General features: G+C 39.6%; 24 protein-coding genes. 8 read left to right on the top strand and 16 right to left on the bottom strand.

The annotated features are described in order from the left end of the window. The first annotated feature begins 30 nt into the window (after positions 1-30). The 3 genes from FHS59_RS20735 (at position 31) to FHS59_RS20745 (ending at position 3,059) form a co-directional block, all read left to right on the top strand. On the top strand, positions 31-594 hold the full coding sequence (locus tag FHS59_RS20735) for a Crp/Fnr family transcriptional regulator (RefSeq protein ID WP_184497798.1): 564 nt from the start codon (positions 31-33) through the stop codon (positions 592-594). A 78-nt stretch (positions 595-672) separates the two neighbouring features. After that, positions 673-1,965 carry a parallel beta-helix domain-containing protein gene (locus FHS59_RS20740; RefSeq protein WP_184497800.1) on the top strand — a complete coding sequence of 431 codons (1,293 nt, stop codon included), beginning with the start codon at positions 673-675 and terminating at the stop codon, positions 1,963-1,965. 50 nt (positions 1,966-2,015) lie between these two features. After that, complete coding sequence (locus tag FHS59_RS20745; RefSeq protein ID WP_246388564.1) at positions 2,016-3,059, top strand: SO2930 family diheme c-type cytochrome; 1,044 nt, start codon at positions 2,016-2,018, stop codon at positions 3,057-3,059. Positions 3,060-3,177: 118 nt separating this feature from the next. On the opposite strand, the gene FHS59_RS20750 is transcribed toward FHS59_RS20745, so the two are convergent. From FHS59_RS20750 to FHS59_RS20800, 11 genes are all read right to left on the bottom strand, one after another. After that, a complete protein-coding gene (locus FHS59_RS20750; protein WP_184497803.1) occupies positions 3,178-3,786 on the bottom strand; it encodes a porin family protein in 609 nt (202 codons plus the stop codon). A 74-nt stretch (positions 3,787-3,860) separates the two neighbouring features. After that, a complete protein-coding gene (locus FHS59_RS20755; protein WP_184497805.1) occupies positions 3,861-4,934 on the bottom strand; it encodes an alanine racemase in 1,074 nt (357 codons plus the stop codon). Between the two features lies 1 nt (position 4,935). Then, positions 4,936-5,376: a GNAT family N-acetyltransferase gene (locus FHS59_RS20760; protein WP_184497807.1), complete on the bottom strand. Its 441-nt coding sequence runs from the start codon at positions 5,374-5,376 to the stop codon at positions 4,936-4,938. Beyond that, entirely contained in the window at positions 5,373-6,809 is a 1,437-nt protein-coding gene (locus FHS59_RS20765) for a sodium:solute symporter family protein (protein ID WP_184497809.1), read from the bottom strand. The genes FHS59_RS20760 and FHS59_RS20765 overlap by 4 nt, the downstream gene beginning before the upstream one ends. Before the next feature lie 207 nt (positions 6,810-7,016). Then, positions 7,017-7,382 (bottom strand): hypothetical protein, encoded by a 366-nt coding sequence (locus tag FHS59_RS20770; protein ID WP_184497811.1) that lies wholly within the window; start codon positions 7,380-7,382, stop codon positions 7,017-7,019. A gap of 158 nt (positions 7,383-7,540) precedes the next feature. Further along, positions 7,541-7,912 (bottom strand): DUF1572 family protein, encoded by a 372-nt coding sequence (locus FHS59_RS20775; RefSeq protein WP_221444563.1) that lies wholly within the window; start codon positions 7,910-7,912, stop codon positions 7,541-7,543. A gap of 246 nt (positions 7,913-8,158) precedes the next feature. Beyond that, positions 8,159-8,587: a YybH family protein gene (locus tag FHS59_RS20780; RefSeq protein ID WP_184497813.1), complete on the bottom strand. Its 429-nt coding sequence runs from the start codon at positions 8,585-8,587 to the stop codon at positions 8,159-8,161. 199 nt (positions 8,588-8,786) lie between these two features. Next, entirely contained in the window at positions 8,787-9,365 is a 579-nt protein-coding gene (locus tag FHS59_RS20785; RefSeq protein ID WP_184497815.1) for a hypothetical protein, read from the bottom strand. A gap of 356 nt (positions 9,366-9,721) precedes the next feature. Continuing rightward, positions 9,722-10,471, bottom strand: coding sequence for a succinate dehydrogenase/fumarate reductase iron-sulfur subunit (locus tag FHS59_RS20790; RefSeq protein ID WP_184497817.1), 750 nt, complete (start codon positions 10,469-10,471; stop codon positions 9,722-9,724). A gap of 25 nt (positions 10,472-10,496) precedes the next feature. Further along, positions 10,497-12,431 (bottom strand): fumarate reductase/succinate dehydrogenase flavoprotein subunit, encoded by a 1,935-nt coding sequence (locus tag FHS59_RS20795; RefSeq protein ID WP_184497819.1) that lies wholly within the window; start codon positions 12,429-12,431, stop codon positions 10,497-10,499. Positions 12,432-12,444: 13 nt separating this feature from the next. Further along, positions 12,445-13,128, bottom strand: coding sequence for a succinate dehydrogenase cytochrome b subunit (locus FHS59_RS20800; protein WP_184497821.1), 684 nt, complete (start codon positions 13,126-13,128; stop codon positions 12,445-12,447). A gap of 320 nt (positions 13,129-13,448) precedes the next feature. On the opposite strand from FHS59_RS20800, the gene FHS59_RS20805 reads away from it, so the two are divergent. The 3 genes from FHS59_RS20805 to fabD all read left to right on the top strand — a co-directional run bounded on the left by FHS59_RS20805 (position 13,449) and on the right by fabD (position 17,599). After that, positions 13,449-16,229, top strand: coding sequence for a T9SS type B sorting domain-containing protein (locus tag FHS59_RS20805; protein ID WP_184497822.1), 2,781 nt, complete (start codon positions 13,449-13,451; stop codon positions 16,227-16,229). Next, positions 16,226-16,660: a thiol-disulfide oxidoreductase DCC family protein gene (locus tag FHS59_RS20810; RefSeq protein ID WP_184497824.1), complete on the top strand. Its 435-nt coding sequence runs from the start codon at positions 16,226-16,228 to the stop codon at positions 16,658-16,660. The genes FHS59_RS20805 and FHS59_RS20810 overlap by 4 nt, the downstream gene beginning before the upstream one ends. Positions 16,661-16,723: 63 nt before the next feature. Then, complete coding sequence (fabD, locus tag FHS59_RS20815) at positions 16,724-17,599, top strand: ACP S-malonyltransferase (RefSeq protein WP_184497826.1); 876 nt, start codon at positions 16,724-16,726, stop codon at positions 17,597-17,599. Between the two features lie 22 nt (positions 17,600-17,621). On the opposite strand, the gene folK is transcribed toward fabD, so the two are convergent. Continuing rightward, positions 17,622-18,104 (bottom strand): 2-amino-4-hydroxy-6-hydroxymethyldihydropteridine diphosphokinase, encoded by a 483-nt coding sequence (gene folK, locus FHS59_RS20820; RefSeq protein ID WP_184497828.1) that lies wholly within the window; start codon positions 18,102-18,104, stop codon positions 17,622-17,624. A 74-nt stretch (positions 18,105-18,178) separates the two neighbouring features. Here folK and sppA point away from each other — a divergent pair, with 74 nt between their 5' ends. Beyond that, positions 18,179-19,945 (top strand): signal peptide peptidase SppA, encoded by a 1,767-nt coding sequence (gene sppA / locus FHS59_RS20825; RefSeq protein WP_184497830.1) that lies wholly within the window; start codon positions 18,179-18,181, stop codon positions 19,943-19,945. Between the two features lie 24 nt (positions 19,946-19,969). Here the strand turns inward: sppA and FHS59_RS20830 are convergent, their stop codons facing one another. Continuing rightward, positions 19,970-20,863: a flavin reductase family protein gene (locus tag FHS59_RS20830; RefSeq protein ID WP_184497832.1), complete on the bottom strand. Its 894-nt coding sequence runs from the start codon at positions 20,861-20,863 to the stop codon at positions 19,970-19,972. A gap of 62 nt (positions 20,864-20,925) precedes the next feature. Here FHS59_RS20830 and FHS59_RS20835 point away from each other — a divergent pair, with 62 nt between their 5' ends. Beyond that, complete coding sequence (locus FHS59_RS20835; protein WP_184497834.1) at positions 20,926-21,783, top strand: endonuclease/exonuclease/phosphatase family protein; 858 nt, start codon at positions 20,926-20,928, stop codon at positions 21,781-21,783. A gap of 57 nt (positions 21,784-21,840) precedes the next feature. Here FHS59_RS20835 and FHS59_RS20840 read toward each other — a convergent pair whose 3' ends face one another. The 3 genes from FHS59_RS20840 to FHS59_RS20850 form a co-directional block, all read right to left on the bottom strand. Beyond that, complete coding sequence (locus tag FHS59_RS20840) at positions 21,841-23,040, bottom strand: phosphoglycerate kinase (RefSeq protein WP_184497836.1); 1,200 nt, start codon at positions 23,038-23,040, stop codon at positions 21,841-21,843. Between the two features lie 118 nt (positions 23,041-23,158). Next, positions 23,159-24,124 (bottom strand): L-threonylcarbamoyladenylate synthase, encoded by a 966-nt coding sequence (locus tag FHS59_RS20845; RefSeq protein ID WP_184497838.1) that lies wholly within the window; start codon positions 24,122-24,124, stop codon positions 23,159-23,161. Positions 24,125-24,127: 3 nt separating this feature from the next. Beyond that, on the bottom strand, positions 24,128-24,796 hold the full coding sequence (locus tag FHS59_RS20850; RefSeq protein ID WP_184497999.1) for a tetratricopeptide repeat protein: 669 nt from the start codon (positions 24,794-24,796) through the stop codon (positions 24,128-24,130). Positions 24,797-24,834 lie beyond the last annotated feature (38 nt).

A 24,834-nucleotide genomic window follows, 5' to 3' on the forward strand; every position in this document is an offset into this window, starting at 1 on the left:
TTTAAACTCACTTTTTTTCAAAAAGACAGCATGGAAAAAATTCTTGGCATTTTTGATAAGTTTCCTTTCCTCAGCGATAATGCCAAGGCTGGATTCCTAAGTAACCTAGAAAAGGTGGAATTCAGCAAGGGGGAATTATTGGAAAAAGAAGGTGAAGTCAGCCAGTATTTGTACTATTTTTTGGAAGGTGCAGCAAGAAGTTATTACAATAGAAACAACCGTGATATTACAGTTTCATTCACATTGGAAGGTGAATTTGTCACTGCCATGCACTCATTTATTACTAGAAAACCCTCTTACGAAAACATTGAAACACTGGAAAAAAGCCAAGCTTATCGGATTTCACATGCCACCATGGAGAAAATGTTTGAAAACTTTCCAGAAACAGAGCGGGCTTATCGGATGATATTGGAGGAATATTATATCGTATTGGAAGAGCAGCAGATTTTCTCCAAATTCAAATCTGCACGTGAGAGATATCTGGAACTAATGGAGTATCGGCCAAAGATCATTCAAAAAGCATCTGTGGGTCATATTGCTTCTTATTTGGATATGAGTATAGAAACATTAAGTAGAATCAGGGCTAAAATCTGATTTCTTGATTTTTATCAATAGCTAAATTTCAGGTACTTGGCAATATTTGGGCTGACGAAAATAAAAACCCAAATCAGCATGAAACCCATCCATTTTCTATTTCTTTCGATTTTACTTTTTGGAATCATCTCCTGTAATAGCCGATCGAATGAGCAGACTTTTGATTCTTCCAAACTTCCTAGAGCCTCAGAGGCGGAAATCGAGAAATTAGTGGAAGATTTTATCATGGTGGAAGACGGGGGGACTATCAAAGTCGAACCCTTATTTTATGATTTAAAGACCCAGTTGATCCTCGACAACAAAAAAAACATCAAAATTCAAGGTGCAGGAATGGAGCAATCTGTGATTTCATTCCGGAACCTAAAAACCGGAGGCGAAGGTGTTAAAATCGTAGGGGAGAATATCCTGATCGAGAATCTGAGTATAGAAGACGCTCCAGGTGACGGTGTCAAAGCCCAGCATACCGATGGAATCACCTTCAGGAAAATAAATGTCACTTGGACTAACGGAGACAAATCAAAAAATGGCACCTACGCTATTTATCCTGTGCAATGCAAAAATGTAGTCATCGATGGTTGCATTGCTTCCCACTCCAAAGATGCCGGAATTTATGTTGGCCAATCTGAAAACATCATTGTCAAAAATTCTTTAGCCTTCGGAAATGTGGCAGGAATAGAGATTGAAAATTGCGACAATGCAGAAGTTTTTAACAATGTAGCAAGAGATAATGCAGGAGGGATTTTGGTTTTTAACCTACCTGGATTACCAAAGTCAGATGGGCGTAGCACTAAAATTTATAACAACGAGGTGATCGATAACAATCACGAAAACTTTGCGACCCCGCTTGGTGATGGCGCAAATGGTAACACAGTCACAATGATCCCTCCTGGTTCTGGAATCGTGCTATTAGCAGCCAAAGAAGTGGAAATCTACAATAATAAAATCCTGAGAAATAAAACTACAGGTTTGGCAATCGCTAGCTATCAAATCACTGGATTTCCATCTGAGGCACCTAATTGGTCTCCATACACACATGACATTTACATACATGACAATACTTATGAGCGGACTATGAAAATCCCAGATTTAACCCGTGAACTTGGCCAGTTGATTTCAGTATATAATGCTCATGGAAAAGCAAAGACTCAGGACATCGTTTATGACGGGATTTGGGATACTAACCTAAGTTCCGACATCGAAACCAATCCTATGAAAATTTGTATTCAAGAAGCTGGAATGGAAGATTTACACTTTACCCGTTTTTATCTTATGGACGGAGAAGATAAAATCGAATCTTTCAAAGACTACAAGCCTTTCCAAGGTTGTCAAGTCTCAGTATCTACAGACGTCTCTGGTTTAGCTTCACTTTAATGATGATTAATTTTAGAAACATAACTTTCCTAGTAGCATCAATTGCTTTCATGAGTTCATGTGAAAGTAAAAAGGAAAATCAAGTCACTCAAGAGCTTCCAATTCAAACCGAGGCAGAATTGGCTGATGGAAAATTTCCTTATCGAAATTTATCGACTTATGGTTTTTTCGAAGGTGAAATAAAAAACCTAAGTCCAAATGCATCATTAATTCCCTACCAGCCTGCATCCTCTCTCTTTACTGATTATGCATTGAAAAGCAGATTTATCCAGCTGCCGGAAAACCAAGAGGCTTTAATCGCTGAAAACAACTTACAACTTCCCCAAGGAACTATTTTAATCAAGAACTTTTATTATCCAGCAGACTTCTCCAGTCCAAAAGAAAATATCCGGATCATCGAAACAAGACTTTTGATCCATAGCGAAAAAGGCTGGGAGGCTTTTCCCTATATCTGGAATGAGGATCAGACAGAAGCTGTTTTGAAGGTAGTAGGTGGTGAAAAAGAAGTGAAGTTCAAGAACCTGAAAGGAGAAGATCAGGTCATCAATTATTTAATTCCCAATAAAAATCAATGCAAAACCTGTCATAATCAGTCTGAAGAATTGGCTCCAATTGGAGTAAAGATCAAGCATCTTAATTATGATTATGATTTTCCTTCAGGTCGACAAAACCAAATGGCTTATTGGGCTGAGCATGGAAAGTTAGAAGGCTTTCTCGGCAAAGAGAATCACCCATCTATGATCAATTATGAGGATAAAACTCAGGCTTTGGAAGACCGAGCGATGGCTTATTTGGACATCAATTGCTCACACTGTCATCAGGCCAAAGGTCCTGCAAGTACTTCCGGTTTATTTTTAGAATATAACCAAAAAGAACCGATGAAATTAGGAGTCATGAAAACACCCGTTGCAGCAGGAAATGGTGCGGGAGCATTTGATTATGACATCTTACCTGGAAAAGCTGACGAATCTATCCTTACCTATCGGATGAATTCTACTGAAGTGGGAATTGCTATGCCGGAACTGGGAAGAACTACCATCCATGAGGAAGGTGTAGCACTAATCCGGGAATGGATTAATTCGATGAAAAAATAAAAAAGACTATTTCAAAAAAGCATCAAATGTCAGAATGAGCGGAGTCGAAGAAGCCTCGACTCCGCTCGGACTGACAGAAAATTTGATTAATTGATAGCCATTTAAAGGGATGTTAATATTAGAAGGTGTAACCTAGCGAAACTTTAAAACCTCTGTTATAGGCATCCGCATCGCTGTTTTTGAAAATTGGTGTCATACCATAATCATAAGATCCTTGGACATTGAATCCTTTTGGCAGGTTATAACCCAAACCAAAGACTAATCCCAAATCAGTTTCTTTGACATTATCTCCGTCGAAGCTTACTGTGGATCCAAAGAAGTCTCCTTCATACTTAGAATTTGCCAAAAAGGAGATTTGAGGTCCTGCGAAAATATTGATTCCATTACTTGGATAAAATCTGAAAAGAACCGGGACCTCCACATAATTGAAAATCGCGCGGCTGTTTGCAGCATCATCGTTTTGAGTTCCTTTCACTGAATAATAAATGCCAGGCTCAATTGCAAATCGATCTGTGGCAAACAACATTGTGTAAATACCTGCATGAAATCCGACACGATTGGTATAGTCATTTTCTGAAACATCCGAACCTCCGAAATTATACAAACTCGCACCACCTCGGATACCAAATCCGCCAAGGTATTCATGATCTGTAGTGACCACCGTCTGGGCTTGTGTTAGCCCTGCAGCAAATACTCCAAAGGCAAATAATAGCATTAACTTTTTCATGTATTTTAATAGTTGGTTTCCCTCCTATTAATCCCATTGTAATGCCAAAATGAAAATCAGCGAATAAACCTTTTTTACTGAATCACTTTTTTGTCTACATAATCGGAGTTGAGCAATCCCAACGCTCCCATATATTTCAATTCAAAATTGAGCGTATCTCCAACTTTATAATTTTCCGGATTTTTACCCAGGTTAATAATAATCATATCTGAGCTTGCTCCGAGGATTTCAAAATTCTGATCTTTTGGAATCAGGTACTTAGGATCTACATCGAGTAAACCAATATCCAAGATTGCCCGGAAAGAGCTTTGACCATACAATTCGCTGTCTATTTCCGCAACCTCCCCCTGAGGGTTAGCAGCCAGATTCCCAACGGGTAACATCGGTTTTTCCTGCATTTCGATGATTTCTGCATGAAATTCAAAAACATCACCATGCATACCTTCGATGATTTTTTCTTCAAAGAGATCTACACCGAAATACAAGGTCTCTCCCACTCTAAAATGGTTGATTCCAAGTGGAAGCTGATGGGTAAACATCAATGGAATAGTCACTGATGTTCCTGCCGAAACCCAAGGGATTTTCTTATTGAATTTCAACTCAATGATCTGCTTGTAAAGGGAAAGTTGGATCAACTTATCGGTCGATGGCATGACCCCATTAAGACAGTTGAGATTCGTGCCCAAGCCGATCACTTCTATATTTGGGAGCTGAAATATCTGGGAATAAAATTCCACTAAATGTTCCCCCATTACCCCTTCACGAAGATCGCCTGTCTCTACCATGATGATGATTTTGTGCTTTTTATTTTGCAGCACAGCTTCCTCACTGATCCAGTGGATGGTATTGAGTTCACTATTTAAACTGACATCCGCAAACTCCACCATTTTGCCCACATTTCTTTTCGAAACGGGTTTGATATACACAGTCTGCACCTCAGGATTGATCTTTTTGACCATGGCGAGATTACTGATTCTGCTGTCATGGATTTCTCTTACTCCGAGATTGATCAGCTCTTGGAGAAACATTCTGTTTCCACAAAGGAGCTTTGAGACCACTCCCCAAGAAATGTTTTTCTCTTCAAAAAGATTCTTCAGAAACTCAAAATTTGTTTTGAGTTTGGTCTTATTTAATGTCAGGTAAGCCATTTTATTTTGTCAATCTCATCTCGAGATATTTGTTGGTAAAGCCAAGGCGTTCGTAAAGCTTTTTGGCAGGATTATCAGGCTCCACATGTAGCGCAACCGCTCCATTTGCCATTTTGATAGCTGTTTCCATGATTTTCATCCCAATTCCTTTTCCTCTTTGGGACTCATCCACTGCGATATAAACCAGTATGTTTTCAGGAATATATCCTGACATTCCTGTTTTATTCATCACAAGTGTTCCGACAATCTTTCCTTTTTCTCTCGCCAAAACCACAAAACCACCCGCATGAAGTCCTTGATCAAGGGCATAATCAAGACATTTCATAATATCTTCTTTTGGATCTCCGTATTTGCCTAAATGGTGGAAAAGAAAATCAGCAATTTCGTTTTTCTGAATATAGGTAGCGGAGTCTATCGCCGAAAGTGTTTCTAGTTTGATCATATAGATTTTAACTTAGTACTATTTAATTTTTGAATATAGATAACTGACACGAAAGCCAGTAAAGAGACCATAAGCCCAAATAAATTGGCATCTAGCCCAAATGGAAGTGCTACTTCTGCGATGGTTAAACCAGCAGTCACTGCGCCACCTGAAACCATAGAAACCACTGCAGCCGTCCCATTGTTTTGATGAAAGAACAAGCCGCCAATAACCGGAATCAAAAGTCCTGACACCATAAATGCATAACTATATAGCATCAGACTCAAAACTTCTGTCATTTGCCAAGCAATGAGAATTGCCACCGCTCCGATCGAAAGCGTCAAAATCTGACTTACTCTCATTTCTACTTTCAGGGATTTCCCTTTTAGAAATCTTCCTAGAAGATCTGTGGTCAAATTACCTGATGCCGCCATCAAACAGGAATCTGCAGTCGAAAGAACTGCAGAGAAATAGGCAGACATCATCAGTCCCAAAATACCTGCAGGCAAGATCTGGCTTAATAAAACGGGCAAACCCATTTCTGGATCCATTCCTAAACCAAAGCCTTCCAAAGCACCTTGCTCTACCGCTACCCTAGACAAAAGCCCCAGAGAAACTCCAAGGAATGCCATAATTGGCCATTCAAACAAACCTGCAATAAACCAGGCTTTCTTTGCAGACTTTACATCTCTAGCTGCAAAAATCCTCTGATACAGGGTCATACCTACAAACCAAATTGGGATGATAGTAATTCCCCAGTTGGCTAAATCTTGCCAACTTAAGTTAGCAAAAGAGAAAAATTCATTCGGTAAGGTTGATGAAATACCTTCCCATCCACCCACATAATTGTAGGCCATAGGAACTCCAATCAGCATCAAACCTAGCATTAGGATAATCCATTGGATGGTATCTGTATAGATAACGGCCTTTAATCCGCCCATTACAGTATAGATAACAGCAATGCCTCCCATGATTAACAAAGCAACATGTAAATCCAAAGCTTCGAATGTCCCAGAAGCCAATTTTGCTCCTGCTAGAAGCTGGGAAGAAGTAAATCCCAAATATCCCAGAAAACAAATGATTGCAGCTACTCGGGCAGCTGTGGAATTATAAAGATGTCCGATGATTTGAGGGAAAGTGAAAAATTTAGCGAAAGCAGTATCAGATTTTACTCTTGGTATCAATAAAACTGCCGCTAACCAAGCTCCAAGTAATCCGGTAAAAAGCATCCAGGATCCGGAAATCCCCATTGCGAAACCCAATCCGCCAAGACCTATTGAGAACCCACCACCGACATCTGTAGCGACGACGGAGAGTCCAATATGCCAACTACCTATATTCCTGCCTCCTACATAATAATCCTCCTGACCTGTGTTCTTTTTCATGTAAAAAAATCCCACACCTAGCATTGCCAGCATGTAGGCCAAAAAGATCCCCAGATCTATAAAACTCATACCTAATTTTGATTTGTAACAAATTCATTCTAAATTATAACTTTTCAAAGTTAGGCTTTTATGCTCAAATAATCGAATTTCGAGCTTTTTAATATTGATTTTTATCTTTGATTACAATATTTAATTGGAATAGTTAAATTTTAAAAAACATAAAAAATTACAAAAACTAGATTTTAATTTTTTTTAAGCTTGCCTTTTTGAAATCAACTAACGTAGTTTTTTAAAAGTCAATATTTCTCCTGAGGGAGAGTCGTAAAAATTTCCAATATTCAATTTGTCGCCTGAAACTTTAAAATAATATTCATCAAATGTCATTGTACTTGCTAAGGACCAATGGATCGAAATATTATTATTGGGTAAAAGTTTGTATTCATAAGGACCAGTTCGGTAGAGTTCAGCCCTTTTTAAAAGTATAAATTCCTTGCCCTCAAAAAGGGTTTCGAAAGATAATGTATCTGTAGTATTTTCAATATTAACCCAACTTCCTCTTAGCTCTTGAATTTCAATTATTTCTGGATCATCCTTGCAGCTCAATAAAGTCAGTGCAAAAACTATTACTATTCCGTATTTCATATTTTTAAGAATAAATCTAACTTCTTCTCGATCAAATTTTTATGTTCTGAGCATTTTAGTAAGAGATGATTTTTAGCATCAAAATTTATAAGCCCCATAAATTCCCCTCTTAAAAAAACGGCCTTTATTGGAAGGTATTCTCCTCCTACTAAAGTTTTTTAATGTTTTTGCATGATCAACTTTTTAATCAAAGAAATCTGTCCTAAGTGGTAATAACTATGTTCAATTTGCGCTTCAATATTTCTTAAATAACTTCCGTATTCTTCTTTTACAAATTGTTGTGCCAAATCTTTTTCGTCCATTTTTTCGACCTGATCTATAAACCTTTCGGAATTGTGGATAAAATCATTCACTAGGTCTAGCCAATCCATTTCGGATTTGATTTCGGGCATATCAAAACTGAATTTGTCCTTAATTTCAAGTTCCCCACCTTCAAACACATTTAATATTCCTTTCAAATAATAGTTAACATGAAATGTCAGTAATGCAATCGTGTTCAAATCTTGAACCTTTTCATTTGCCTTTCCCAATTTATACTTGTTATCTGTTCCTTGAAATTGGTATTAGCAACCCACTTTCCATTAAGTAAAACTTCTCTTAGTCGGTCTGATAAATCCTTATTCATATACTTTATTTTTAATTTTCTTATTGATTGGTGGTCATTCCTGCCAGTGATAAAGGTCTTAACTTGCCCATAACGGGATTCAGCTATACGTATGCAGGGTTTTTAGCACTAAACTTCTTACTAAGAAGAGAACTTAAACTTACTATATTCTTTAAGGTCTCAAGTTTGTAGCTGCTTTTTCTGAACCATCCATATACATTGGAAATGACTGATGCTGATGAACAATTTTCCAAATATTATTTATTTTCAAAAAACACAAGGTTTCTCTATACCAAGAGTCAGTATAGCTACCATCCTTGCGTTGTCCAAACAAATGTTCAAGACTATGCAAGAATGCAATATTTCTGTCATTTTGTATTACAACTTCCTCAGACTCTAAACCTATATTTCCCTCCCATGTATCAAACCAAATATTTAAATCATTCAAACCTTCTATCCCAATTTGTATTTTTTCCTGTAGAGGCGGTGCCAACAAAAAAAGCACACCATCCTCTGCATAGAAATCGTTGGCTTTTGAAGCGCTTTTTTTTTGAATAGCTTCGGTCAATGCTGCTCTTATTTTTAAAATTTCCTCTTTCATTAGTATTAAAATTTTGTATTTGAATTTCTCAAGGTTTACTGTCGATATAAAATGTCAGCTAACGGGTAGAATAAGGCTTTGTAGCGACTTTTAAAGTGCTTTCTAGCGGCTTGCAACAAACTTACCTAAAAGCCTAAAACTTTGATTAACTACCTTACCTGCCATATGCTATATGCATTGTTGCTGGCTTTTCTTATTTTCAGTCGGATTGATGAATCCAAACGTATCTTCCGCTCTTAAATGTTATTAGTCCACCACCAACATCTTCTTTTCTAACTACAATTGATGGATTATCAAGCTTGACTTCTCTGTCTCCAATAATTTCAGCGTCTTCAATTAAGATTTCATACGATTCAGAGTCAATTATAAGTCCCCAATAGTCAACCCAATTAAATTCCGTCAAATGAGCAAAAGCCTCTCCGAAGCCAATTTTGATTTCCTGATTAGTCTCTCCGTGAGTTATAATAATTCCTGAAGTCTCATTTATTTTTCTGAAAATTGCTTGGTCAGCATTTCCGTCTCCGTTAAAGTCTGCGGTTATTGTGTCCGTCAGTTTGAATATGGTTGCGTCTTTAAATTCATAACTTAAATCTTGATTATTGTACTGAGTCTGTTCGGTTGAATTTTGCTCTAATTCTTGTTTAGGTGTTTCGTTTTGAGCTTCCAACTTAAATGTCTCCGTGTCTGCTGAAGTTTCCTTTATAGAATTCTTGTCAGAATAGGATTGACCACAACTCGTTAAAATCAGAAAATTCAATATGTAGGTTATCTGTCGCATTGTCTTTTTTTTGGCTTGTTGCCAACGATTATGTATACGAAACTAGTTTCGCATGTATTCCATTTAACTAACCTGCTATTTAAATATGGATAAATTTAGCCAGCTAGCTTTCAGCTATTTAAATTAAGAAATATTCTTATCTGAAAATCACTACTAATCCACGCTCCCGGCTCCAAACCACAAAAGTTTTCCCAAAAACTGTAAAAAATAATCTAGCATCTCTCTAAAATCAAAAATCTCGCATATACCCTGGAAATAGAATATATACGAATCTCATCAGTACATAGAACGCTTCTACCTAAACAAAAAAAGCCGACTTTCGCCGGCTTTTCTTAAATGTATTGTAATAACATTTATTAAACATTATCACTGCTCAAAACTGCAGAGAAGTATTCTCTGTTCATTCTGGCAATATTCGTCAAGCTGATACCTTTTGGACATTCCGCAGCGCAAGCACCTGTATTGGTACAAGCACCGAAACCTTCTGCATCCATCTGAGCAATCATTTTCTCTGCTCTGTTTTTTCTTTCTACCTGTCCTTGTGGCAACATGGCCAGCTGGGAGATTTTAGCGGAAGTGAATAACATCGCAGAAGCGTTTTTACAAGCCGCCACACAAGCACCACATCCAATACAAGTTGCCGCATCAAATGCTTCGTCAGCAATCACCTTTGGGATAGGAATCTCATTGGCGTCTGGAACACCGCCTGTGTTAACAGAAACGTATCCACCAGCCTGTATAATTCTATCAAATGATGCTCTGTCTACTACCAAGTCTTTTACAACTGGGAATGCTTTCGCTCTCCAAGGTTCAATAGTGATCGTTTCTCCATCAGAGAAAGATCTCATATGCAGCTGACAAGTGGTTGTCTGCTGAGGTCCATGAGGTTTTCCATTAATATAAAGAGAACACATCCCGCAGATGCCTTCACGACAATCATGGTCAAAATGTACAGGATCCTCTCCCTTTTCGGAAAGTTCCTCATTTAGTACATCTAACATTTCCAAAAAGGACATATCCTTGGAAATTCCATCCAATGGATAGGTGACAAAGCTTCCGTTATCAGAAGCGTTCTTTTGTCTCCATACTTTCAATGTCAATTTCATATAGCTATGAATTTTTGTCTAGCAATTATTTGTAAGATCTCTGGGTCAACTTCACATTCTCAAACACAAGAGGTTCTTTGTTTAGCTCCTCTTCCTGCTCATCACCCATGTATTTCCAAGCGGCTGCGTATGCATAGTTTTCATCATCACGCAACGCCTCTCCTTCCGGAGTTTGGTATTCCTCTCTGAAGTGTCCTCCACAAGATTCATTTCTGTTCAAGGCATCATCCACCATCAATTCTCCTAATTCAAGGAAATCTGCTACTCGGTGTGCTTTTTCCAAAGACTGGTTCAACTCTTCGTTTTCTCCCAATACTTTCACATCCTTCCAGAACTCCGCTCTCAAAGCTTTGATTTCAGCTTTTGCTTTCTTCAAACCTTCTGCTGTTCTAGCCATACCGCACTCATTCCACATGATTTTACCTAAACGCTTGTGGAAATGATCTACTGTTTTCGTTCCATTGATGGAAAGAAGTTTTTTGATTTTGGCTTTAACTTCGTCAGCAGCTTTGGTGAATTCAGGATGATTTGTATCCACTTTGGTAGCAAGGTTTTGCGCCAAATAATCTCCCAAAGTATAAGGAATTACAAAGTATCCGTCAGCCAATCCTTGCATCAAAGCAGAAGCACCCAGTCTGTTAGCTCCGTGATCAGAGAAGTTTGCCTCTCCTAAAGCGTAAAGACCTGGAACAGTCGTCATCAAGTTATAATCTACCCAAAGTCCACCCATGGTGTAGTGAACCGCAGGATAAATCATCATCGGGGTTTTATAAGGATTCTCTCCCGTGATCTGCTGATACATGTCAAACAAGTTGCCATATCTAGCACGGATGGCATCTTCACTGTCTCTGTTGATTGCATCTCTGAAATCCAAGAAAACAGCCTCCCCAGTTTCGTTGACACCTCTACCTTCATCACAAACATATTTGGCGTTTCTTGAAGCCACATCACGTGGAACCAAGTTACCAAAGCTTGGATATTTTCTTTCCAAATAGTAATCTCTATCCTCTTCCTTAATATCAGCAGGTTTGATCTGGCCTTTTCTCAACTTCTCAGCCATTTCTACTGTCTTTGGAACCCAAACACGACCATCATTTCTAAGAGATTCTGACATCAATGTCAATTTTGACTGATGATCTCCAGAAACTGGAATACAGGTTGGGTGGATTTGAGTATAGCAAGGGTTTGCAAAGTAAGCGCCTTTCTTATGTGCTCTCCAAGCTGCGGTCACGTTAGAACCCATTGCATTGGTAGAAAGGAAAAAGACGTTTCCGTATCCACCGGTACAAAGCAACACCGCATGAGCTGCATGCGTTTCGATCGCTCCCGTGATCAGGTTTCTGGTTACAATACCTCTGGCCTCACCATCGATTGTCACCAAATCCATCATTTCAGTTCTGGGATACAGCTTAACTTTTCCATTGGCTACCTGACGGCTCAAAGCAGAATAAGCACCCAAAAGCAATTGCTGTCCAGTTTGACCTCTAGCGTAGAAAGTTCTGGAAACCTGCGCACCACCGAAAGATCTGTTTGCTAATAATCCTCCGTATTCACGGGCAAAAGGAACACCCTGTGCCACACATTGGTCAATAATATTGACAGAAACTTCAGCAAGTCTATACACATTGGATTCTCTTGCTCTGTAGTCACCACCTTTGATGGTGTCATAGAACAATCTGAAAACTGAGTCACCGTCATTTTGGTAGTTTTTTGCAGCATTGATTCCACCCTGTGCAGCGATGGAGTGCGCTCTTCTTGGACTATCCTGAAAGCAGAAAGCTTTCACATTATATCCAAGCTCTGCCAATGATGCTGCTGCAGAAGCACCGGCAAGACCGGTTCCAACCACAATTACTTCGTATTTTCTTTTGTTTGCAGGGTTTACCAGTTTACTGGTAAACTTATGTTTTGTCCACTTTTCGGCTAAAGGGCCTGCAGGTGATTTTGAATCTAGTATCATACGGGACTATGGATTAGCTCTGTGTAAAATAGATGTACAGCGGCATACTTGCGAAAAGAGCAGGTACCACAATGCAATAGAATTTTCCCAAACCTTCGATGGCTGGGGTATATTTTTTATGATTTAATCCCAATGTCTGGAAGGCACTGGCAAAACCATGGGATAGGTGAACGCCCAAGAAAATCATGGCGATCACATACAATGCTACCATCCACTCAACCTGGAATGCAGCATTGACAATTGAATAAAGATCTTTGTATTCCTCTCCACCATAAGTGACTGTAGGAATAGATCCCCAGTGCATCTGAGCCCAGAAGCTCTGCATATGAACCACAATAAACAACAAGACAACAGTACCCAAAACTCCCATATTTCTGGAAGCGGCTGTGGAATTTGTCGATGCTTTGGATTCAGAATAGCCGATTGGTCTTGCAGATTTATTCTTTCTCGAAAGGATAATTGAATAGACCACGTGGCCAATGATAGAAATGTACGTTAACCATGACAACAACTTCACCGCAGGGTTAGTGGTCATGAATTTTGCGTAGATATTGAAGGCTTCACCCCCGTCATTTTTGAATAAAAGCAAATTTCCGGAAACGTGCCCCGTCAAAAACAGGATGAGGAAAAGTCCGGTCAAAGCCATGATCAATTTCCTGCCTAGTGTGCTACTTAAGGTTTTGGTAACCCAGCTCATACAGATTGTGCGATTAGATTAGAACGAATTCTTTGTAATTATTGAAGCCAAATTTACGTTTGGATGTCATAGTAAACAATCCAAGTAAAAAAGGATTGCTTATTTTAATCGGTTCTAAATAACTAAATTCATTTATTATACTTTATTAGTTACTTTGGTATTGCAACACTCTGTTAATTTTTATTGTTTGATTTTAACAGGATTTTCTACTTACTTCTATTTATTTCGTATAGGTAGAAAATCAAAGTCTTGTAAAACTATTGAATCGCTTTTCGCTTAAACAACGTATTTCAAAAAGTGACCTCAACAAATCGACCAACATGAAGCTGAATCATTTCTTAGGATTTTTTTTGATGTTCTTTCTCATTGGCCTCTCCAATGCATGGGCGACACACATCAGAGCAGGTGAAATTATCGCCGAAAGAATTTCTGTTCAAACCCTTGAATACCGAATCATCGTCGTTGGGTATACTGATACCAGATCTAGTGTCGTTTTTGGGCCGGGAACAATCAACTTTGGTGATGGAAGAGAAGATCAGTTAAATACCGAAAGTGCATTTAGCACGGTTCAGGATTTAGGTAATATGATCGAGAAAAACACTTTTGTCATAGAGCATACCTATCAAGGACCGGGAGTTTACACCATCCGTTTTCAGGAATTCAACAGAAATGACAGAACTTTAAACATGGATAACTCGGTGGATACACCGTTTTATGTAGAAACTCAAATCACCATTGACCCTTTTATCGGAGTCAATAACTCTCCGGTTTTGACCATCCCTCCGGTAGACAATGGAGCAATTAATTCCAGATATATCCACAACCCAGGAGCTTATGACCCAGATGGAGATAGCTTAGCTTATGAAATGGACATTCCAAAGCAGGCTTTCCAAAGACCTGTAAATAATTACAGAAGTCCTGCATCATCTGAATTCAGTTTCAATCAGCAAGATGGCAGCACCCCTGCATTTCTAACACTTGATGAGATTTTTGGTGATTTGGTTTGGGATGCCCCCGGCACCGCCGGCCAATTTAATGTTGCCTTCCGAATCAAAGAATACCGGAAACTCAATGGAGAGTGGGTACTGATTGGCTATGTCGTCAGAGATATGCAGATCATTATCGAGAACTCGAATAACCGAAGACCAGAATTAATACTGCCTCCAGATCTCTGTGTGGAAGCAGGCACCAATATCCAGGAAATCATCCAAGGTTCTGATCCTGACGGAGATCCTATCAAAATTGAAGTTTATGGTGAGCCAATTTCTATCACTACTTCTCCAGCATCCTTCTCTCCAAACGATGGAGAATATCAGTCAAGTCCAGGAATTGTAAATTTCGAATGGCAAACTGTCTGCAACCATGTAAGAGCACGTGAATATGACGTGAGGGTAAGAATTTCTGATCAGCCTGAATCAGGCCCAAGTCTAGTAGACATACAGACCTGGCGAATAAAAGTCATAGGTCCACCACCTGTTTTCGATGACATCGAACAGCAAGCTGGTAGGACAGCCGAACTCACTTGGGATCCATATACTTGCTCTAACTCAGCCAATGAAATGCAGATCTGGAGAAGAATTAATTCAGATCCATACGAACCAGACAGTTGTGAAACTGGAATCAGGCCGGGCTATGAATTAGTTGGTATTACCGACATGCAGACATTTAGCTTTACGGATTTGAATGGCTCGGAAGGATTGGATCCAGGCAACACCTATTGTTACCGATTGGTAGCGGCATTCCCATCACCAAGATCGGGAGAGAGTGTCGTTTCGGAGGAAATTTGTATCACCGTTGATGTGGATGTTCCGATCATCACCAATGTAAGTGTCGAAAACACAGATGCTACTGACGGGGAAATATTCGTCAAATGGACCCCTCCTTATGATATTGATAAAACAGTCTATCCAGGTCCATTTACTTATGAACTATTAAGAAATACAGGCTTTACAGGTGATCAAGGACAGGTTTCATTGGGTGTAACATCGGACACTTTGTTTACAGATACTGGTCTGAATACAGAAAATCTGGTCTACAATTACGAAGTCATATTATTAGATAGAAATACCAAAATTGACACTTCTTCAAAAGCCTCTTCAGTTTGGCTTCAGCCAACGATCATTAATGAGGCAATAGAATTGAATTGGGAATTCCAGGTTCCTTGGAACAATGCTGTTCAGCAGTACAAGCATGAGGTCTACAGAAACAGAACTGATGCTAACGCCGCAGATGAAGATACCTTCGTGAAAATTGCAGAAGTAGATGTTACTCAAGATGGTTTCACCTATCTGGATGATGGAAGCTTTAATGGTATCCCTCTGGAAAAAGAGACAGAATACTGCTATTATGTCATCACTAAGGGCTCTTACAATGTAGATGGACTAGTTTATCCATTGGAAAACAAATCGCAAATAGTTTGTGCGAAGCCGGATGACAACAGACTTCCTTGTCCTCCAGTCTTGACTTTTGAAGGACCAGTTTGTGAAGAATATTTGGCTGAGCAGCCTTGTAATACTTCTACCTTCTATCATGATTTGAGCTGGACACCTGATTTCAGTGGAGAATGCGATGATGAGTTGAGCGGTTATAGACTTTACTATACTCCAAACGGCGAGGATAGCGAATTCACGATGATTCAGGAAATCTCAGCGATTGATTTGCAAACAAGAGTAAGTCAATTGACTACTTACAGAGGATGTTATTACATCACAGCAGTGGATAGATCTGGAAACGAAAGTGAGCCAAGCAATGTGGTTTGCGTTGAGAATTGTCCTTCTTACAATCTTCCAAATGCATTCACTCCAAATGGTGACGGTATCAATGAAACCTTCATGGCATTTGACAATCCATTTGCCCAATGTCCAAGATTCGTTTTGGGAGTTGAAATCTTCATCGTGAACAGATGGGGCGTGGAAGTTTATTCTTACAACAGCCTTGAGTCTAACGAAAATGATATTTTCATCCGTTGGGATGGAAAAGACAAAAATGGAAATGATCTTCCTGCTGGCACTTATTTCTATTCTGGAACTGTCACTTATGACGTCTTAGATCCAAGCTTACAGCAAGAAAGTCTCAAAGGCACGATTGAAATATTACGATGAGTGAGCAAAAATCCATCATATTCTTTGATGGAGTCTGTAATCTCTGCAATGCATCCATCGACTTTGTCATTCGACATGATACGAATGACCGGTTTCTGGTGGGTGCATTGCAGGATGAACTCAGCAGACGTATTCTTTCCAATTATCAAGTTGACCCCAATTACCTCGATTCTTTGGTTTTATTGGAAAATGGAAAGATATTTTATCGAAGTACTGCTGCATTAAAAATCGCCAAAAAACTAACTGGTTTTGCACCTTTTCTATATCCTTTGATCTTTCTTCCAAAGTTTTTGAGAGATCCCGTTTATGATTGGATTGGTAGAAATCGCTATCGCTGGTATGGTAAAAAATCCACCTGCCGACTTCCTACTCCTGAGGAAAAAGCTAAATTCTTAAGCCCCAGCAATTCACCACATCCTGTCACCGGTTGAACCAATTAATGGAATCGGCTCAGGGAAAAGCTCTATATTTGCCCCATAACAAAATCCAATTGAATGAAAGCATTTGTGTTTCCGGGCCAAGGAGCCCAATTTCCAGGAATGGGAAAAGCCCTTTACGAGGAAAATCCACAAGCGAAAGCATTATTTGAGCAAGCCAATGAAATTTTAGGCTTCAGAATTACAGACATCATGTTTGATGGAACTGTAGAGGAATTAAAAGAAACCAAAGTCACCCAACCGGCTATTTTTCTTCATTCTGTAATTTTGGCTAAAACCACTCCTGACTTTGCGCCAGACATGGTAGCAGGTCACAGTTTGGGAGAATTCTCTGCTTTGGTAGCAAACGGAACATTGGCATTTGAGGATGGACTGAAACTAGTTTATCAAAGAGCATTGGCCATGCAGGAAGCATGTGAAATCAACCCTTCGACTATGGCAGCGATTTTGGGTTTGGCTGATGAAAAAGTAGAAGAAATCTGTGCAGGAATAACCGACGAGATTGTCGTGCCTGCCAACTATAACTGTCCAGGACAATTGGTGATTTCTGGATCCAATAAAGGGATCAAAATTGCCTGCGAAAAAATGATAGAAGCTGGCGCAAAAAGAGCTTTGCCATTGCCTGTAGGTGGAGCTTTCCATTCTCCTTTGATGGAGCCTGCCAGAGAAAAACTTCAAAAAGCTATTGAAGCAACTGAATTCAGCAATCCTATCTGTCCGGTTTACCAAAACGTAAGCACTACTGCAGTGAGTGATGTAGCAGAAATCAAATCTAATTTGATCGCCCAATTAACAGCGCCAGTAAAATGGACACAGTCTGTTCAAAACATGGCAAAAGACGGAGCTACTGAATTTCTAGAATGTGGACCTGGAAAAGTTTTGCAAGGCTTAGTGAAAAAAATACATCCAGAGGCTGAAGTTTCAGGCTTATAAATAAAAACCCGCTTCGGCGGGTTTATTTTTTAAATACCTGAACAGAAGATTTGTCCTTGCATTCAGCGACCAACTCCCGAATTGTTTTTTTCAAAACAGGGTGGACAAAATCAGGCATTATCTCATTCAAAGGTTCTAATACAAACTTCCGCTCCTGTATAAATGGATGAGGAATATTCAATTCTGGAGTGGTAATTATCATCTTATCCCAAAAAAGAATATCTATATCCATCGTTCGATCTCCCCAATGATCATTTCTCAAGCGTCCTAAATCGACTTCGATTTTCTGTATAAAAGCCAAAAGAACCATTGGAGTCTCACTGGTCTCAATCTGAATTACCTGATTCAAAAAGGGTCCTTTGGCGATTCCTCCCCAAGCTTCTGTTTCATAAACGAGGGATTTGAACAAAAGCGAATAACGCTTTGTTACTGACTCCACAGCAGTAGTTAACAGTAAATCCCGATCGCCTCTATTCCCTCCTAATAGTAATGTTACCCTTGACATTCTGTCATTCGTATGATTGTACTTATTATGATTTGGTAAAATAGGTTATTTTCGCATCTTAAATCAATCCAAATATGAGATTCTTAGGTAATGTACTCGCAGTAATTGTGGGTTTAATAATATTCAGTGTTTTGAGCATTCTGGTTTCTTTTGGCATCATTGGAATGATCGCTGCCTCAGGAAATGAAGAAGTGACAGTAAAAGAGAACTCGATACTTCACCTCAATCTTGATGGCCGTACCATCGTAGAAAGAACAAACGATGATGACTTGGATTTATCCATTTTTGGAGCTGCCTTTGGCCAGCCAAACGTAGCAGGTTTAGTCAATCTTAAAAAAGCAATTGAAGCTGCCAAAACCAATGAAAGTATCAAAGGGATTTACCTAAATGCAGGAATGGTGATGGCTGGACAAGCCAATCTTTTGGAACTGAGAGAAGCTTTTGAAGACTTCAAGAGCTCTGGGAAATTCATCCTTGCTTATGATGAAGCCTATACAGAAGGAGGCTATTACCTGGCTTCTGTCGCAGATGAAATCTACTTAAACCCAATGGGAGGAATTGATTTCAATGGATATTCTTCAGATATATTATTCTTTACAGGTCTTTTTGAAAAAATCGGAATTAAGCCTGAAGTATTCAGAGTCGGCGAATTCAAAAGTGCTGTTGAGCCATTTATCCTTAAGCAAATGTCAGATGAAAACAGATTGCAGACTCAAGCTTTCTTATCTGACATGAATGACAATGCCTTGAAAAGCATCGCAGCATCCAGAAATATTAATTTGGATACTTTGACCAAGGTAAATAATCAGATGCTGGTGAGAGAACCTGAAGACGCGGTCACTTATCAATTGATCACAGATTTAGCATATGAAGATGAGATCCATGCAAAATTGAGAGAAAAACTAGGTCTTAGTGAAGATGATGATATTTCCACCATCAATGCTACCAAGTTAAACTCTACTGTAAGATCTTCTAATATCACCTCTCCAAACAGGATAGCAGTGATTATCGCTGAAGGAGAAATCGTCAGTGGAAATGCAGACGGAGTAATCAGTTCAGAAAAATTCGCCAAAGAAATTCGCAAAGCCAGAAAAGATGACAATATCAAAGCGATTGTTTTGAGAGTCAATTCCCCTGGGGGATCAGTTTTAGCTTCAGAAGTGATCTGGAGAGAAATGAAGGAAGCAAAAAAAGCAAAACCTGTTTATGTTTCTATGGGTGAGGTAGCAGCTTCAGGAGGTTATTATATCTCTGCTCCGGCTGACACCATTGTTGCCCAACCAAATACCATCACAGGCTCCATCGGAATATTTGGACTTTGGTTTAATACTCAGGAATTACTGAATGATAAACTAGGGATCACCACAGATGTCGTAGAAACCGGCGAGCTTTCTGATTTTATGAACCCTACTCGTCAATTAACTGAAGTAGAACGGAACATTGTCCAAAAGAACGTGGAACAAGGTTACGAAACCTTTATCTCCAGAGTGGCTGATGGCAGAGGGATGACTCCGGATGCTGTAAAAGAAGTTGCATCGGGAAGAGTCTGGACAGGAAATCAAGCTATCGAAAGAGGATTGGTGGACGTCTTAGGTGGTTTGGATGACACTATCGAACTTGCTGCTGAAAGAATCGGTGCAGGAGATGATTTCAGAGTTGTCTACTATCCTCAGCAAAAACCTTGGTTCGAAGAACTAATAAGTGACTTTGGAAATAACGTCAAACTGAAAATGTTAAAATCCGAATTGGGTGAGAACTTCGGTTTGTTTAAGCAAGCACAAAAGCTAAAAGACTATCATGGAATCCAAGTTCGGATGCCAATTGAATACATCATCAAATAAAGAAAGCGGCTTAGGCCGCTTTTTTTATCTCTTCTGAAGCAATATCAACCAGGCTTCTTCTACCTCTCCTAGTTCTAATTTTTCCTTTGCCAATAAATGAATATGATCCAGCCAGGATTCTACATCATTTACAAACCTCAACCTGATTTCCCGGATTTCCTGACGAAGAGAATATTCCTCCACATCACTTTCCATCGGCAAGGATTCTACATTCCCTAAACGTCCCAGATTATTTCCTGTCAGTATACTACTGTTTCTGATTTCATCAGGAATTTGATCAATCCCAATTCCTTTTGTTCTAAGAGGCTTTGGAATCTGAAAAAGAGAATCGCCATTTGCACGGCTATACCAATTACCTCCTAACCTTGCCACTGCATCAAGCTTCCTAGGATCAATGACGCCAGAATCATCCAAAATCGCTTCATTCACATGAGAAACAAGAACCTCGCAAATCACTAAATTCCCTGCACCACCGGTTTCTCCCAAGGACTTCACTTCGTTTACTTTACATTCAAATGCCACATGTGCTTCTTTGATTCTAGGCGGTTTTACTTCTAAAGAAGGAACTTCTGTAAACCCAGCCTTTTTGAATTCATTGACACCTTTTTCATATTCGGTACTGGCCAAAGACATCTGCTCCACAATCCCGAAGTGAACCACATGGATGACCACTTCTGGCACTTCCAATACATTTTCCAAGGTATGTTTGGTGGTATTATCTCTCACTCTTCTGGATGGAGAAAAGACCAAAATCGCCGGGTTGGTACTGAATAAATTGAAAAAACTAAAGGGACTCAAATTGACATTTCCTGCCGCATCAATTGTACTGACGAAAGCAATGGGTCGAGGAGCCACACTTCCTTGTAGCAATGCATGAAATTCAACTGGGGCAAGGTCTTTGGGATAAAAGGTTTTCATATTCTGAAATTAGAATGCAATTTTAAAACTTAAATACTTTTCCACGATTAACTTCATCTTTTATGAAAACTACCCTGTTTAAATCTTTGTTCACCGCAGCAATTGTCAGCTTCCTGATTTTTGGGATCCAGGCAAATGTGATGGCTCAAACACACAATTTCGCAACCTTCAACATTCGGTATGCCAACCAAAATGATGTAGGAAATCTTTGGAAAGACAGACTTCCGCATGTGATTAGCCTAATTCAATTCCATCAAATTGAACTTTTTGGAATCCAGGAAGGACTTCATCATCAAGTCACTGAATTGACTGAAGGATTAAATTACAAATACATCGGCGTGGGTAGAGATGATGGAACAGACAAAGGTGAATATGCCGCTATTCTTTACGATGACAAGAAATTCAAACTTTTAGATCATGGTACTTTTTGGCTTTCTCCAACCCCTGAGAAGCCAAGTAAAGGCTGGGATGCCGCTTTGAACAGAATCTGTACTTGGGGGAAATTCGAAGATTCGGATGGAGTTAAATTCATGGTTTTCAACATTCATTACGATCACATCGGGCAGCAGGCAAGAGAGGAAAGCAGTAAACTAGTTGTTGCTCAAGCTGAGAAAATGAACACTGAAAACTTACCGGTTATTTTAATGGGCGATTTTAATGTGAAACCAGATAATGAGGCCTATAAAACCATCGTTTCCAAGGATGGCTGGAAAGATGCTCGTTTGGTTTCTGAAATCCCGTCTTATGGGCCTGCTGGAACATTCACAGGGTTTGATTGGGAAAGGATGCCTGATGGAATCATTGATCACATCTTTGTAAAAGGAAAATTAACGGTGGTTCGACATGGAATTTTGACTGATAATTATGGTAAAAAATATCCCTCTGATCATTTTCCTGTTCTTGCAGAAATTAAATTCTAAATCATAAAGAAAGGCTGCTAATCTGATTAGCAGCCTTTTCATTTCCTTGAATATTTCTTAAGGTTCCAAGGCAGCAACACCTGGAAGTACTTTACCTTCCATGTGCTCAAGCAATGCTCCTCCACCTGTAGATACAAATGAAACTTCCTCGCCGAAGCCAAACTTATTCACTGCAGCTGCAGAATCACCTCCACCGATTAATGAGTAGGCACCACCCTTTGTAGCTTCAACTACCGCCTCGGCAATTGCTTTTGTTCCTTTGTCAAAAGAATCCATTTCAAAAACTCCCATTGGACCATTCCAAAGGATAGTTTTCGAAGCCAGAATGACTTCAGCAAATTTTTCTCTAGTTTCTGGTCCGATATCCAAGCCCATCCAGCCATCAGGAATTTGACCGCTAACTGCCAAACCTTGCTCCGCATCATTTGCAAAAGCTTTAGAAATCACGGTATCCACTGGAAGCAAAAGGTTCACACCTTTCTTCTTAGCTTTTGCCATCAATTCGAGAACAAAATCCATTTTATCTGGCTCCTGCAATGAGTCACCAATAGAACCACCTTGTGCTTTCGCAAAAGTGTAAGACATTCCTCCGCCTATGATCAAGTTGTCCACTTTTTCAAGTAACTGCTCGATGATCAAAATTTTATCGGAAATTTTCGCACCCCCCATGATTGCAGTATAAGGTCTCTCAGGGTTACCCAAAACTTTGTCTGCATTTTTCAGCTCAGAAAGCATCAAATAGCCACAAACTTTGTCAGTAAAAAACTGAGCAATAATCGAAGTAGAAGCGTGTGCTCTGTGAGCAGTTCCGAATGCATCATTTACATAGATATCACCAAGTTTGGACAATTTCTTTGCAAATTCTTCGTCGCCTTTTTCCTCTTCTTTGTAAAATCTAAGGTTTTCCAACAACAACACTTCTCCTGGCTTCAGGGATTCTGAAAGAAGCTCTGCTTCTTGTCCGATGCAATCCGGAGCGAATTTCACTGGTCTTCCCAATGCCTTCTCCAAATCTAACACGATATGTTTTAGGGAAAACTTATCTTCAGGGCCGCTTTTTGGTCTTCCCAAGTGGGACATTAAAATTGCGGATCCTCCATCATTCAGAATTTTATTGATCGTAGGAATGGCTGCTTGAATTCTAGTGTCATCAGTCACATGAAATTCACTATCCAAAGGCACATTAAAATCAACTCGAACTAGTGCTTTTTTCCCCTCAAAGCTGAGGTTATCTACATTTTTGATTCTAGGATTCATATTAGGTTAATAGATTTTTTGAATTTCTGCTTTTAAAAAGAAGGTGAATTTATCAAAGATTCGCTCAATTACCGAATTCAGGGCATTTGAATTCAAAATGATAAAGAAAAAGAAACACTTAAACTTCTGCCGCAGCTCGTTTCAATCGATCATTAATCGCATTTCCTAAGCCGATGGCAGGCATTTTTTCAGCCAAAATCACATCAACTTCCTGCTCATCTAAAAATCTCATGCTGGCAAAAAGTTTCTGAGCTGCCTGATTCAAATCACCCAATTCACTCAGTTGGATTTGAAGACCTTCTCCAATCTGATCAAAGCTTCTGGACAAACTCATCACTGCGAAACGTTTGTTCTCCCTAGAATATTTCTCCACGAGCGAATCCAGATCTCCCAGGACAAAAGGTTTTCTCGGCGCATAATGACTTTCCAACAAACCCGGAGCTTGCGGATTAGAGGAACTATGATCACGAATATGGACTGGCCCTACTATCTTTTCTATTTTGGATATTTCTAATCCACCCAAACGGTAGATGACAATTTTCTCTTCCTCCATGCCAACAATGGTGCTTTCCAGTCCCACCTGGCAATTACCGCCATCAAGGATGTAAGGAATTTTCCCACCCAGCTGCGATTCCACATGCATGGCGGTAGTCGGAGAAATATAGCCAAAGGGATTTGCACTAGGTGCCGCCAAGGGAAAATCCAAAGAGGCTAATAGTTCGCTCGTCAAAGGATGCTTTGGAACTCGGACGGCAACTCTATCGAGCCCAGAGGTTACTAAATCAGGTATAATTTTCTTTCTTGGTAGCAATAAAGTCAAGGGACCCGGCCAAAAAGCCTCTGCAAGTTTGCGAAGCGGATCTGGAAATGATGCTACAAAATCATTCACTCTTTCCAGTGAGGAAGTATGAATGATCAATGGATCAAAACTAGGTCGGTTTTTGGTTTCAAAAATTGAGGCTACGGCAGAAGGATTCAATGCATTCCCTCCCAAACCATAAACAGTTTCGGTAGGAATGGCCACCAATTTCCCTGATTCAAGAAATTTCTTGGCTTGTATGATATCCTGACCTATTTCCGCCATATGCTATTCACAAAAATCGTCTATCCAGGTTTTTGCCTCTGTGTATCCAAGGCTCAATGCCATTTTTAAATCTGCACAGCCTTCTTCTTTTTCACCGGTAGCACTCATACGGGTAACTCCTAATAAATAATATGCCGCACCATTTCTTTTATCCAAGTTGACGGTATTCGTCAAAGACTCCAGTGCACCCGCAGGATCATTATTGCCTATCTGAGCTTTGGCACGATTGAAATAAACCAATGGCTGATTTGGATTCACTTGCAAAGCCGCATCAAAATCCAACAAAGCATCTTCGTATTCTTCCAATCCCAAAAGTGCCAGACCTCTGTTATAGTAAATGTCTGTTTGGCTTTGATCCAAACCGTTGGCCATGTTATAATCCGCTAGGGATTCCTTGTAATTCCCAAGTTCAAAGTTTGCATTGGCACGATTGAACCAAGGCTTGTACATCGTGCTATCGGCAGAAATGGATGCGGTAAATACAGGAATTGCCGCCTCATATTCACCCTCCTGAAAAAGAGCCACGCCTTTCGCGTTTAAAGCAGCAGCATTCTTTGGATTTTCTTCCAGCGCCCGGTCAAAATAAACGATTGCCTCTTTCCAAGCTTGCTGGTCCATTTTCTCAATTCCAGCTTGAAACAATTCCTCTTCACTTGGGCTACAGCTACTCATTCCTACTGCCAAAAGGCAAACAATCAACAATCTTTTCA

It is taken from the genome of Algoriphagus iocasae, from assembly GCF_014206875.1.
GTDB lineage: Bacteria > Bacteroidota > Bacteroidia > Cytophagales > Cyclobacteriaceae > Algoriphagus > Algoriphagus iocasae.

Bases quoted from the DNA above. Each gene is read 5' to 3' on its own strand.
- sppA (WP_184497830.1), top strand. From the start codon at position 18,179: ATGAGATTCTTAGGTAATGTACTCGCAGTAATTGTGGGTTTAATAATA.
- FHS59_RS20850 (WP_184497999.1), bottom strand. From the start codon at position 24,796: ATGAGTAGCTGTAGCCCAAGTGAAGAGGAATTGTTTCAAGCTGGAATT.
- FHS59_RS20805 (WP_184497822.1), top strand. From the start codon at position 13,449: ATGAAGCTGAATCATTTCTTAGGATTTTTTTTGATGTTCTTTCTCATT.
- FHS59_RS20795 (WP_184497819.1), bottom strand. From the start codon at position 12,431: ATGATACTAGATTCAAAATCACCTGCAGGCCCTTTAGCCGAAAAGTGG.
- FHS59_RS20740 (WP_184497800.1), top strand. From the start codon at position 673: ATGAAACCCATCCATTTTCTATTTCTTTCGATTTTACTTTTTGGAATC.
- FHS59_RS20760 (WP_184497807.1), bottom strand. From the start codon at position 5,376: ATGATCAAACTAGAAACACTTTCGGCGATAGACTCCGCTACCTATATT.
- FHS59_RS20755 (WP_184497805.1), bottom strand. From the start codon at position 4,934: ATGGCTTACCTGACATTAAATAAGACCAAACTCAAAACAAATTTTGAG.
- folK (WP_184497828.1), bottom strand. From the start codon at position 18,104: ATGTCAAGGGTAACATTACTATTAGGAGGGAATAGAGGCGATCGGGAT.
- fabD (WP_184497826.1), top strand. From the start codon at position 16,724: ATGAAAGCATTTGTGTTTCCGGGCCAAGGAGCCCAATTTCCAGGAATG.
- FHS59_RS20770 (WP_184497811.1), bottom strand. From the start codon at position 7,382: ATGAAATACGGAATAGTAATAGTTTTTGCACTGACTTTATTGAGCTGC.
- FHS59_RS20765 (WP_184497809.1), bottom strand. From the start codon at position 6,809: ATGAGTTTTATAGATCTGGGGATCTTTTTGGCCTACATGCTGGCAATG.
- FHS59_RS20750 (WP_184497803.1), bottom strand. From the start codon at position 3,786: ATGAAAAAGTTAATGCTATTATTTGCCTTTGGAGTATTTGCTGCAGGG.
- FHS59_RS20835 (WP_184497834.1), top strand. From the start codon at position 20,926: ATGAAAACTACCCTGTTTAAATCTTTGTTCACCGCAGCAATTGTCAGC.
- FHS59_RS20790 (WP_184497817.1), bottom strand. From the start codon at position 10,471: ATGAAATTGACATTGAAAGTATGGAGACAAAAGAACGCTTCTGATAAC.
- FHS59_RS20840 (WP_184497836.1), bottom strand. From the start codon at position 23,040: ATGAATCCTAGAATCAAAAATGTAGATAACCTCAGCTTTGAGGGGAAA.
- FHS59_RS20810 (WP_184497824.1), top strand. From the start codon at position 16,226: ATGAGTGAGCAAAAATCCATCATATTCTTTGATGGAGTCTGTAATCTC.
- FHS59_RS20785 (WP_184497815.1), bottom strand. From the start codon at position 9,365: ATGCGACAGATAACCTACATATTGAATTTTCTGATTTTAACGAGTTGT.
- FHS59_RS20735 (WP_184497798.1), top strand. From the start codon at position 31: ATGGAAAAAATTCTTGGCATTTTTGATAAGTTTCCTTTCCTCAGCGAT.
- FHS59_RS20745 (WP_246388564.1), top strand. From the start codon at position 2,016: ATGAGTTCATGTGAAAGTAAAAAGGAAAATCAAGTCACTCAAGAGCTT.
- FHS59_RS20780 (WP_184497813.1), bottom strand. From the start codon at position 8,587: ATGAAAGAGGAAATTTTAAAAATAAGAGCAGCATTGACCGAAGCTATT.
- FHS59_RS20800 (WP_184497821.1), bottom strand. From the start codon at position 13,128: ATGAGCTGGGTTACCAAAACCTTAAGTAGCACACTAGGCAGGAAATTG.
- FHS59_RS20845 (WP_184497838.1), bottom strand. From the start codon at position 24,124: ATGGCGGAAATAGGTCAGGATATCATACAAGCCAAGAAATTTCTTGAA.
- FHS59_RS20830 (WP_184497832.1), bottom strand. From the start codon at position 20,863: ATGAAAACCTTTTATCCCAAAGACCTTGCCCCAGTTGAATTTCATGCA.